This is a genomic window from Actinomycetota bacterium (assembly GCA_018830725.1).
Lineage (GTDB): Bacteria > Actinomycetota > Humimicrobiia > JAHJRV01 > JAHJRV01 > JAHJRV01.
This window is the reverse complement of record JAHJRV010000125.1, coordinates 1-11,934: the sequence shown is the minus strand read 5'-3', so window position 1 is coordinate 11,934 and position 11,934 is coordinate 1. Positions and strand designations below refer to the sequence as shown.

Sequence of the window (11,934 nt, the reverse complement as noted above, 5' to 3'; positions counted from 1 at the left end):
TTCAAGAATTTATATTGTTATTGCAGATTAACAGTTTTCGAAAAAGTCTTTAATTTCAATACTTCTTTTTATAAAAAATAAGGAATCTATTGAAAAGGTTAAGAATTTATATATAATTTGTAATATAGTAGAAATGCATTGTAAATAATATATTTTAGATTTAAATACAATTAATTTCTGAAATAAATTGAGGGTTAATGGATAACAATATTGAATTGAGACTTAAAGAATTAGGGAGCCTGTATGAGATTAGCTCAGCTATAACATCCTCATTAAATTTATCTGATGTACTGAAACAGATTTATAAACAAATTAGCAAGCTGTTTAAAATATCCACATTTTATATTGCTCTATATGATAAAGATAATAATGAGCTCAGATTCGAATTAATAGTTGATAAGGGTAAATTTTTAGATAAATTAACCCATAAGCTTTCTCAAAAGGATTGGCTGACTGGATGGATAATTCGCTCGGAAAAACCTCTCCTTATTAGGGACTTTGAGAAGGAAAAAGATAGTTTACCAGTTAAGGCTAAAGTAATAGGTGAAGTTACCAGGTCCTGGTTGGGAGTCCCTATATTATTTAAAGATGAGATTATTGGTGTTATGTCTATCCAAGCTTATGAACCCAATGTCTTTGATGATAGTCACAAAGATCTTCTATCTACTATAGCAAATCAAGTGGCTATGGCTATTGAGAATGCCAAGTTATATGAAGAAACATGTAAAAAATTAAATGAATTCTCACTCCTTAATGAGGTCATAATCTCTGGAACATCAACTATGGAATTTGATAAATTAATTGATAGACTTATTGAGCCATTAAAAAGAAATTTGAGCTTTGCAGGCTTCAGCATCCGTTTGATTGATGAGAGAACAAAGGATTTGAAAGTTGTAACAACTCATGGATATTCTGTTGAAGAATTAGAGAAGTTAAAAATTAAAGTAGGAAAAGGGATAACAGGCTGGGTAGCAAAGACAGGAGAACCAGTTATTGTTCCGGACGTAAGTAAAGATAAAAGATATATTGAAGGTAATCCTGATATGAAATCAGAGATGTGTGTCCCTCTAAAAGCAAATGATAAAGTTATCGGTGTTCTGGATGTAGAGGGTACAAAACTTGACGCATTTTCCATAGAAAATCTAACTCTTATCTCTACAATAGCTAGCCAGATTTCAATGATAATTGAAAAAGCTAAAATACTTGAATCAGAAAAGAAGAAATCTAAACAGTTAGAAGCAATACAGGAAGTTAGTAAAAATATAGTATCAGTTCTTGATATTGATAAATTATTTCAACAGATAGCAAATTTAATAAATAATACATTTGGATACTATTATACTATCATTCTTTTAGTTGATGAAGCTTCAAAAGAACTTTTTATAAAAGCGTTCTCTGGTCCTTCTATTAAACTTCCTGTTGGAAGGAGGATCAAGATTTACGAAGAGGGGATAACAGGGTGGGTAGCAAAGACAGGAAAACCGCTTTTAGTTAATGATGTGAGAGAGGAACCAAGATATCTGTTTATAGAAGAACTTCCAGATGTAAGATCAGAACTTGCTGTTCCAATTAAGATAAAGGATAAAGTGATTGGAGTATTAGATGTAGAGAGTGTTGAATTAAATGACTTTGATGAGAGTGATTTAACAACTCTTACCATCTTAGCAGAAATGATAGCAATTGCAATAGAAAATGCAAATCTTTACAAGGAATCTGAACATTTAGCTATTACTGATGGTTTAACAAAACTATATAACAGTCGATACTTTTATGCTGCTTTACAAAAAGAACTGGAGAGAAGCAAAAGGTATGGTCACTCTTTTTCAATAATTATCTTTGACATTGATGATTTTAAGAAATATAACGATGAATACGGACATATAGCTGGTGATCAGCTTCTTCAGGAGTTAGCAAGGTTAACAATAAAGGAATGTCGCAGTGCAGACATAATAGCTCGCTACGGTGGAGAGGAGTTTGTTATTATTCTACCAGAGACTAAATATAATGGAGCCATAGAAATTGCTGAAAGATTAAGAACAGAAATTAAAAAGCACTCATTTACAACAGATAAAGATAAGAAAAAATGTAAAATTACTATAAGTTTAGGAATAGCTATATATCCTAATATTGGTAACAATATCAAAGGTTTATTAAATGCTGCTGACAAGGCTTTATATAAGTCTAAGCAAACTGGAAAAGATAGATGGAGTATCGACACATCTGCAAATCAAGCAAGACTATTTTCTAATACAAACCAATTGTAAACATATTTTTAGTTAATAAAAGTGGTCTCTTATCTTTAGAATAATAGTTAAGTGGTCTCTTATTTTTTATTCTTTTCTAAATTATCATACATGTTTATTTTTTATATTCAAAGTAATTAAAACCTTAGATTAAATCCATACCACCAAACACATTGTAGTTTAAGTTATGCCTGTGGAGTGTCACTTATCTTAGCATTTTTATAAATTAGATATTTCAAACTTCCTTAAATTCATACATATAATCTTTATTAACTAAGCAGGGTACTTCTCTAAATTTAGTATCAGGTGTTCCTTAAAGTTAAGAATATAAAAGAAATATTTTTATTTTTTTGATAAAATGTCATCAGGTAATGTAAATTAATGATGATTTAAGAATAATATATAATTGGATTATGTAGTAATTTGAATTATGAGGTAATTTGGATTATGTAGTAATGATTATTGAGTGATTATCTTAAAAACAAACATATTATACGAGGAACCTTATTATGAAAAAAAGTCTCAAATTTTATTATTTTTATTAAATTTAAAATGATTATATGAAATAGGAAATTTGCTGTGAAAAAAGTCTATAGATATTATTTTGAAATTCTAATTAAGTTATTTGTTATTTTTTTTATCCTATCCATTTTCAACTTATATGTTAGTTGTAAATTCTTTAAAGAAACTGAGGTCACCAAAGAACCTACAAAGGAAACAGAAGAGATTACTGAGGAAGTAGAGCCTAAAAAGATAGAAGAACCTATTGATTTAGAGATTTGGCTAAGTAGTGAATATTTAGGTGATAATGAAAGAATTGAGAATAAGACTTTGTATGAAAGACTGAAAGAGTTTAAAGATGAAAATTCTAACATAAATTTAATAGTAAAAATAATTCCTGAAAAAGATTTAGATTCAAAGATTGCAAAAACTTTCCAGATTGCCAGGGATAACCTTCCTGATTTAAGTTTGATCTATGATTTTAGTATAGTAGTTGAAGATAAGATAGCAAAGCCAATGGATGATTTGATTTCTGATAATCTTAAAAATGATATATTTCCCTTTGCTTTAGATGGTAGGACAATAGATGGAAAGTTATTAGGACTAATGTTGAATGCGGATGCAAAATTGCTTTTATACAGAAAAGATCTGTTTGAAAAAGTGGATTTAGATCCAGATAACCCACCAACTAATTGGTCTGATCTAATAGACAAAGGTAAGCTTTTAACAAAAGATAATAATGAAGATGGTGTAATTGATACATGGGCTTTGGGACTACCCTCAAAAAGCATGGGTAAAATTACTTCGGATTTTATATTTCCCAACTTTTTTTCATTGGGAGGAAAGTTAATTGATAATGAGGGTATTCCTGTCTTTCAATCGGAACAAAATAAGGAAAAAATTGTTGATATTTTAAATTTTACAATTTCAATTTTAAATGAATTTCTCATTTCAGAAAGAGCATCAGAAGAAATAGACTCACTGTTTTCAGGATATATTCAAGGAAGATATTCAATGATTGTTACCGATTCATCAATTGCTTTTAGGTTAAGAACAGAAAATCCGGATATTTTTGAAAAAACAGGTTTTTCTTTAATTCCAGGTAAATATATGACTAAATATACTTCACTAACAGGTCCAACAATTTGTTTATTTAATGATGATTCTGAAAAGAAAGAGGCGATTTCTAATTTATTGAATTTTTTATTTGAAACCGACTTTTATTCTCAGTGGAATTACTATAATGAAAAACTGCCCATAACTAAATCAAGTTACCAAATGAGCTTACTTAAAGGGGATAACTTATATCAATTTTTTAAGGTGTTATGTGAAAAAGGTAAACCTATACCTGATAGTTATAGTATATATGAAGTCTTATATAATGAACTTGAAAAGAATATAAATTTAGCTATATCAGGAAATATGTCAGTGGATGATGCAATAATCCAAGCGGTAGAAATAATTAATAAAATTGTTGAAGAATAATTTATCAAAAAAAAGAATAAAAAACATAGAAGATGTCAAAGAAAGAAATCTATCCTTTAAAATTTAATGAGATATTCAAAGAAAAAATATGGGGAGGAAGAAGGTTAGAATCTTTTTTTAAGAAGAGATTACCTGAAGATAAATTTATTGGAGAATCGTGGGAATTAGTAGATCATGGAGAAGATATTAGTGTTGTAAGAAATGGGAAATATAGAGGTGATAATTTAAAAAATTTAATTAAGAATTTTGAAAAAGAGTTAGTTGGGAAAGACATAAAGCTAAGTAGAGGTAATAGATTTCCCCTACTTTTTAAATTTATTGATGCATCAAAAAAACTATCTATTCAGGTTCATCCAGATGATGAATATGCATATCTCAATGAAATAGATGAAACTGGAAAAACTGAAGCCTGGTATGTTGTTTGGGCTAAGCCAGGTGCACAACTTGTTTGTGGCTTAAAAAAGCATATGAGTAGAAGAAAATTTAAAAAAGTTATCGAAAGTAAAAAAATTGGGGAATATTTAAATTATATTAATGTTTATAACGGAGATTTAATCTTTATACCTCCTGGAACAATACATACCATAATGGGTGGGGTTTTGTTAGCTGAAATACAACAAAATTCAGATGCAACATATCGAATTTCTGATTGGGATAGAGTAGATAGATATGGTAAATCAAGGGAACTTCATATTGATAAAGCATTAGATGTTATTGATTTTTCTTTGGTGAGAAATTACAAGATACAACCTTTGTCAATAAATATTGATAGAAATGTTATCAAATACCTTATTGCCTGTGAAAAATTTGCTGTTGAACTTTGTGAGATATTTGATGAATATAAACTTGATTGTGATGGTTCCAAGTTTTATATGCTCTCATTTTTGGAAGGGAATGGACAAATTTTTTATGGTAATGAATCTGATATTAATTTAAATACTAAAACATTAGATATTAAAAAAGGGGAGACGATACTACTTCCAGCTTTATTAGGTAAAACAACAATAAAAACAGATAGTAAACTAAGAGATGATAAACTAAAATTCCTAAAATTCTATGTACCTAATATAATAAAAGACATTATTAAACCGTTAACTGATAAAGGATTTACTAAACAGGATATCATTAGATTAGGTGGTTGGAACAAAGTAAATGATATTATGAAATATTTTTAAAAAATAGTTTAAATAATTCATATAAATTATTTTATTTAAATATACGATTTAATTAGGAGGGATAATTGAGGATTAATCCACAGATATTTAGAGAATATGATATTAGAGGAATTGTAGGTAAAGACTTAACAGCTGAGATTGTTAAGATGCTGGGAAAAAGTTTTGGAACATATGTGATTTCTAAAGGTGGAAATAAAGTTAGTGTGGGGAGGGATAACAGGCTTAGTTCACCAAAATTTAAAAGTGCTTTAATTGGCGGAATATTATCAACTGGATGTGATGTTATAGATATTGGATTAGTTCCAACTCCGGTCATGTATTTTTCGCTATTTAATTTGGAAATAGATGGCGGAATCATAGTTACTGGTAGTCATAATCCTCCTAATTTTAATGGGTTAAAAATAGCATTTGGAAAGAGTACTATTTATGGTGATGAAATTAAAGAGCTGGGGAAAATAATAGACGAGGATAGAATTTTAATAGGAAAAGGAACCCTGTTTCACCAGAATATAGTAGACGATTATATTAATTATATAAAGGATAGAATAGATTTAAAAAAGAAATTAAAGTTAGTAATAGATGCGGGTAATGGTACTGCTGGATTAATTGCTCCGAAGTTACTAAAGGAAATTGGGTGTGAAGTTATAGAGTTATATTGTGAACTGGATGGAACATATCCACATCATCATCCTGATCCAACAGTGATTGAATTTGTTCAGGATTTAGTAAAAAAGGTAAAAGAAGAAAATGCAGATCTGGGAATTGCATATGATGGAGATGCAGATAGAATTGGAGTAATAGATGATAAGGGGAGCATTATCTGGGGTGACCATTTATTAATTCTATTCTCAAGAGATATGCTTAAAAAAAGAAAAGAAAAAATTATATTTGAGGTGAAGTGTTCCCAGGCACTTGTTGATGAAATAGAAAAAGCTGGTGGAGAACCTATAATGTGGAAAACCGGACACTCATTAATAAAAGATAAAATGATTGAAGAAAAAGCTGTACTTGCTGGAGAAATGAGTGGACATATATTCTTTGCTGATAATTATTTTGGTTATGATGATGCTATCTTTGCTTCATGTAGACTTGTTGAGTTATTATCAAAGTCTGATAAGACAATTTCAGAAATGCTTTCAGATATTCCTAAATATTTTTCAACTCCAGAAATAAGAGTTGATTGTCCAGACGAAAAAAAGTTTGAGATTGTAGATAATATTAAAGATTATTTTAAGAAGAATCATAAAATAATAGATGTTGATGGAGTAAGAATTTTATTTACCGATGGTTGGGGATTAGTTAGAGTATCCAATACACAACCAGCAATAGTATTAAGATTTGAAGGAAAAACAAAAGAATCTCTTAAAAATATTAAAAATAGAATTTTAGAAAAGCTCAGTGAATATCCTTCATTAGCCATTCCTACCAATATTTAAAATCAATAAATCTTTTAAAAAGAATAAAATTTAAATTTCTATAAAAGAACTTAACTCTTAAAATATTTCGATAAAATATTTTTAATATTTTGAAAAAATGAAATAATATCGTAAAATATATTTAATAATTAAAATTATTATTATTTCTTAAATAAAAACTAATTTTTGAAATTCTTTAAATTATATATAAAAATATGGAAAAGAAAATGAAAGAAAAAGACCCATTTGAAGGAAAATTATTTATAAGTCCTGCCGAAATTTCTAGATTATTATCAATAACAAGGCAAACAGTTTATAACTGGATAAATGAAGGAAAGTTAAAAGCTGCTCATTTCTCGTCAGGGTGTGTGAGAGTTCCAGTTTCAGAAATAAGGGATTTTATAAAAAAGCATCTATACGAGGTTGAATAGATTATTTTGATTGCGACTGTTCATCTATGTCGTGTGAGTTAGTTTTCCATAAAAAACTCTGAACAAACATTTTTAAAAACATAAGTGCATCTTTAATAGGATGGACATAACTTATAGCATTTTTATAATATATTGTGGAAACAGGGATAGATACTATTTTATAACCTTTTAGTGAAGCTCTTAGAAGTAATTCTGGCTCAGCTTCAAACCTATTTGATTTTGTCTTTATATTTTTTAAGACTTTTCTACTAATATACCTAAAGCCTGATTGAACATCAGGTATTCTTGTATTTGACCTTTTTGAAATTAACCATGATGTGAATTTGTTTGCTACATATCTTATCCAGGGCATATTTTCTGGATTTTTCATCCTATTTCCCAGGATGATGTCCACATCTTCTTTGCTTGAAGATAGGAAATTTATGAATTTTTGTATTTCATCTACATTATGTTGATGATCTGCATCAATTGTAATTATTCCTGAAAAACCATTTTCTAGAGCAAAATTAAAAGCTGTTCTAAGTGCCACTCCTTTTCCCTTATTAACTTTATGCTTTAAAACTAATGCACCTACTTTTTTAGCTATAGAATTTGTTAAATCTGAAGAACCATCATCAATAACTACTACATCAGGTAATACTTCTAAACATCTTTTAACAGTTTCTTCTATATATTTCTCCTCATTATATGCTGGGATTATAATAGCTATCTTATTTAAATTTTCTTTATTCACAAATCTCCTAATTCTTAAGTGATTTTTGTATAGGTCTTTATAGCATATTTTTAAAAAATATTAAACAATTTCCAATAATTTATTAAATTTATGATCATTTTTGAGATTTGTGGCATGGTTTTTGAAACATTTCAGAAGCCTGTCCTTGAATGAAGTGAAGGAAAGGGGGAGGAAAGGGGGTAAAATTTTATTAAAATGTAAATACCAAGCTTAGATAGTACACTTAGATATAAAATTATGATTTAAGATAGTATCAGGGTTCTAGATAACAGAGAGCAATTGCTCCTGGTCCTAAATGAGTACCAATAGTACATCCAATAAGCCATGTATAAATCTCTTTTGGTTTAAATGCATCTTTTGCTTTTTTTTCAATATCTTTGGCATCCTCAATATTATCTGAGTGACCTATAATTACAGTTCCACCTTCTTTAACATTAAAGACATTTTTATAAATATTAATTAATTCCTGTTTTGCGCGGTTCCAATGTCTTGCATTTTTGTATGGAGCTACTTCTCCTTCTTTGACTGTAAGAATAGGTTGTATTTTTAATGCTACTGCCAGAAGTGATTTAGCTGTTCCAATTCTTCCACCCTTTCTTAGATATTCAAGAGTCTTGGGTAAAAAAAGTATTCTAATTTTTTCAACAATATTATTTACCATACCAATTATTTCCTCTTTATTTTTACCTTCTTTTACAGCTTTTGCAGCTTCCATTACTATATACCCAGTAGGAATAGAAGTAATCTTAGAATCTATAATTGTTATATCTAAATCTGGAAGAGATGCTTTAGCACTGGATGCAGAAGCTATAGTTCCAGACATCTTTTCTGATACATGAATAGATATTATAGAATCATATTTTTCTGCCATCTTTTTATAAAATTGTACGAATTCATAAGGCGTGGGCTGAGTTGTCGTGGGAATCTTTTTTGAAACTTTCAATTTCTTATAGAATTCTTTAGGTATAATATCCACATTATCTCTATATGTTTCTTTATCAAACATAACTTTTAGAGGGATTACTTCAATATCATATTTCTCACAGATTTCTCTTGGTATATCATTTGTGCTGTCGGTTAATATTCCTACTCTCATTTTAATCTCCTTGACAATTTAATATTTATTAGTTTGATGTATTATAGAATGTCTATTTTTAAATAAGATATTATTATAATTTTAATAATTAGATTTTATACAAAATATTAGTAGAGTAAAGCTTTAGCTTTGCTTAATAATGCAACCCTAAAAGGTTGCCCTACATTATTTAATGAAAAATTTTTAATATTAGAATTTAGACGAAATTAATTTTATGAAGTTTCATATATTATGAAGTTTCAATTGTGAATTAATTAGGAGGGATATATTATTGAAATATTATATTCATTATGTTAAGTGGGTCATTAAGAGGTCAGGTCTTGACATGAGACATATCAGAACGAACAAATTATAGAGGCTAGTTCTTAATATGATATGTATAAGAATGAAAGGAAGAATATAAAGTTTAAATAGTTGAATGTATTAAGGAACAATTGCATTAAGAGCTTTTGGTATTATTTCAAAATTTACTGGAAGACTTTTTATAATTTCTCCATCAGCTTGCACACTTATTTTCTTGTTAGATTCAATTCTTAAAAAGTCAGTTCTAAATATTTTTACTGCAGGGTGAGTTACATGAGTTCCTGAAAATATTCTTGGAAATACTTTTAAGAATTCCAATTTAGATATTTCCTCAACAATGCATACATCAAATAAACCATCATCAAGTTTTGCATCCGGAACAACCTTCATTCCACCACCATACATCCATGAGTTGCCTACTGCTATTGTCATAGCTTTTTTCTCTATAGTGTTGTCTTTTGTAATTAATTTAAAAAGTATAGGTTTAAATCTAATGAGAACATTGTAAACACCATAAATATAAAAAAGTGAACCTAATAATTTTAATAAATTTCTGTGTTTAAATGCAAAATCCACAACCATGGTATCAAATCCAGTTCCTGCAACTCCTGCAAAATACTCACCATTTATTTTACCAAGGTCTATTTTTTTTGTTTTTCCAATATTAATTATTTCAATTGCCTTTTTTATATCTTTTTGAGGAATTCCTAAACAGGTTGATAAATCATTTCCTGCTCCAATAGGAATAATGCCTAATGAACTATTAGTTCCATAAATACCATTTATTACTTCATGAACAGTCCCATCTCCTCCTACAGCAACAACTATTTCAAAGTTTTCATCAGCTGCTTTTCTGGCTAATTCTTTTGCATGTTTAGATTTCTGTGTGAAATCTATTGATGAATCAATATTTAATTCTTTAATATACTTTTTAATCTGCTCAATTTTCTTTTTTACTTTTCCCCTACTTGAATCTGGGTTTATAATAAATTTTGTTCTCAAAATAAATACCTTGATAACTAATGGTTTATATAGGGAATTAAGTTATAATTATTTGTTAATTTAATTGAATATATAATAATATATATATTCAATTTATGATAGCTTTCATTTTTAAAAATCTTACTATATAATAACAGCTAAAATATTAAAAAATAAAAATAGAATTATAAATTTTGATTTATTAATTTTACATAGTCTTTTATATTTAAGCAAAGAAGGAGGCAATATGAATATTCTTAACAGGTTTTTGATTGTTATTCTAATTCTTTTCTTGTTAATTTTAAGCTTAGTTGCAATGCTTAATACATTCTTACCGTTAATTGATATTGGAGATATGTTAAATAGATTTGCAGATTATTACAATTCAATGAATCGATGGGTTCTATTATTTTTCTGGTTAATTTTCTTTTTTGTATGTTTTGCTTTACTAATTTTAGAGTTTATTAGGAAAAAACCTAAAGCAGTGAAGATGGTTAATGTAAAAGAGGGAAAAGCCACAATGTCGTTGAGTTCAATAGGAAAGCAGATTCATAATGATGTTATGAATGTTTCAAATATTCAGTCTGTAAGAGTTGGTATATTACCAAAAAGATCTGGAATAATAACAAATCTTGATTTGGGAGTTGAACAAGGTTTGGATTTAACTGAAAAAACGAGGGAAATAGTTGAAGTTGTAAAGAGTTCAGCAAATAGATTGGGAGTAAAGCTGTATGATACAAATGTGAATTTTATCCCTGTTTCAGGACCTAAAATAAGAAGGGAAAGACCAGAGATAAAAGTTGAAGAAAGAGTAGAGGTTGAAGATATTTCAGTTGAGGAGTAGTAAAATATAATATTTCTATATTTTTTCTATTATGTTTTTGATAGTTGTTGGTAAAAAATAGCAATACCCAATAAGTAGTAGAAATATAAAAACTTTTGTAGAGTGGTTCACTTTGTGATTCTACTCTTCTACTTGTTCTTCAATTTTAGCTGTTGATTCCTTTATTTTCCCTGCTAATTCTTCAATTTTAGCTTTTCCAATTTCTATTCCCTCTTTTGCTTTCTCCAAAGCAACTTCCCAACCTTCTTTACTTTTTTCAAAATATTCTGAGCCTTTTGTCTTGAGTTCCTCTCGCATTTCCTTCCCAGGTTTTGGGGCATATAGCAAACCTATGGCTAATCCAATAAGTAAACCTAAGGATAATCCTAATCCAACCGCTAATCCTGAACTATAACCTCTTTCTTCTGCGTTTGTCATTTTTTAAACTCCTCCTTTTTAATTATTAATATTATTTATGATTCATAATAATTGTTATTATTCTATTATATATTATCTAGTGGTTTGACTTCTAATTGTTTGAATTTAATTTCAGAATAAAATAAGTAAGAAACCCAACAGCTTTAATCGTTGGATAAATTGGGAACTAAACCCCTATCATTAGACACATTGTATACTAAAATTAATTAAGTTAGAATAGATAAATGTAATTTAAAACTACTATTGAATTTTTAAACTCAAGAAATTTTATGCTTGTGGAGTTGAGAGGTTGCTCTCGACTACGAAGCAG

At 28.4% G+C, this 11,934-nt stretch carries 10 protein-coding genes; 6 read left to right on the top strand and 4 right to left on the bottom strand.

Going from position 1 to position 11,934, the window contains the following annotated elements; translation table 11 throughout:
- The first annotated feature begins 197 nt into the window (after nucleotides 1-197).
- The 5 genes from KKC53_06020 to KKC53_06000 all read left to right on the top strand — a co-directional run bounded on the left by KKC53_06020 (nucleotide 198) and on the right by KKC53_06000 (nucleotide 7,250).
- On the top strand, nucleotides 198-2,264 hold the full coding sequence (locus KKC53_06020; GenBank protein ID MBU2598706.1) for a GAF domain-containing protein: 2,067 nt from the start codon (nucleotides 198-200) through the stop codon (nucleotides 2,262-2,264).
- Nucleotides 2,265-2,822: 558 nt separating this feature from the next.
- Complete coding sequence (locus KKC53_06015; GenBank protein ID MBU2598705.1) at nucleotides 2,823-4,229, top strand: extracellular solute-binding protein; 1,407 nt, start codon at nucleotides 2,823-2,825, stop codon at nucleotides 4,227-4,229.
- 32 nt (nucleotides 4,230-4,261) lie between these two features.
- A complete protein-coding gene (gene manA, locus KKC53_06010; protein MBU2598704.1) occupies nucleotides 4,262-5,404 on the top strand; it encodes a mannose-6-phosphate isomerase, class I in 1,143 nt (380 codons plus the stop codon).
- A gap of 65 nt (nucleotides 5,405-5,469) precedes the next feature.
- The gene (locus KKC53_06005; protein MBU2598703.1) at nucleotides 5,470-6,840 is read left to right on the top strand and encodes a phosphomannomutase/phosphoglucomutase; all 1,371 of its coding nucleotides are present in this window, start codon (nucleotides 5,470-5,472) and stop codon (nucleotides 6,838-6,840) included.
- Nucleotides 6,841-7,046: 206 nt separating this feature from the next.
- A complete protein-coding gene (locus KKC53_06000) occupies nucleotides 7,047-7,250 on the top strand; it encodes a helix-turn-helix domain-containing protein (GenBank protein MBU2598702.1) in 204 nt (67 codons plus the stop codon).
- 1 nt (nucleotide 7,251) lies between these two features.
- On the opposite strand, the gene KKC53_05995 is transcribed toward KKC53_06000, so the two are convergent.
- From KKC53_05995 to KKC53_05985, 3 genes are all read right to left on the bottom strand, one after another.
- Nucleotides 7,252-7,983, bottom strand: a complete 732-nt coding sequence (locus KKC53_05995) for a glycosyltransferase family 2 protein (GenBank protein ID MBU2598701.1) — start codon at nucleotides 7,981-7,983, stop codon at nucleotides 7,252-7,254.
- A gap of 253 nt (nucleotides 7,984-8,236) precedes the next feature.
- Nucleotides 8,237-9,079 carry a DegV family protein gene (locus tag KKC53_05990; protein ID MBU2598700.1) on the bottom strand — a complete coding sequence of 281 codons (843 nt, stop codon included), beginning with the start codon at nucleotides 9,077-9,079 and terminating at the stop codon, nucleotides 8,237-8,239.
- 423 nt (nucleotides 9,080-9,502) lie between these two features.
- Nucleotides 9,503-10,384 (bottom strand): diacylglycerol kinase family lipid kinase, encoded by an 882-nt coding sequence (locus KKC53_05985; GenBank protein MBU2598699.1) that lies wholly within the window; start codon nucleotides 10,382-10,384, stop codon nucleotides 9,503-9,505.
- A 226-nt stretch (nucleotides 10,385-10,610) separates the two neighbouring features.
- Between KKC53_05985 and KKC53_05980 the strand changes: the two genes are divergently transcribed.
- Nucleotides 10,611-11,207 (top strand): hypothetical protein, encoded by a 597-nt coding sequence (locus tag KKC53_05980; protein MBU2598698.1) that lies wholly within the window; start codon nucleotides 10,611-10,613, stop codon nucleotides 11,205-11,207.
- A gap of 120 nt (nucleotides 11,208-11,327) precedes the next feature.
- Here the strand turns inward: KKC53_05980 and KKC53_05975 are convergent, their stop codons facing one another.
- Entirely contained in the window at nucleotides 11,328-11,624 is a 297-nt protein-coding gene (locus KKC53_05975; GenBank protein ID MBU2598697.1) for a YtxH domain-containing protein, read from the bottom strand.
- Nucleotides 11,625-11,934 lie beyond the last annotated feature (310 nt).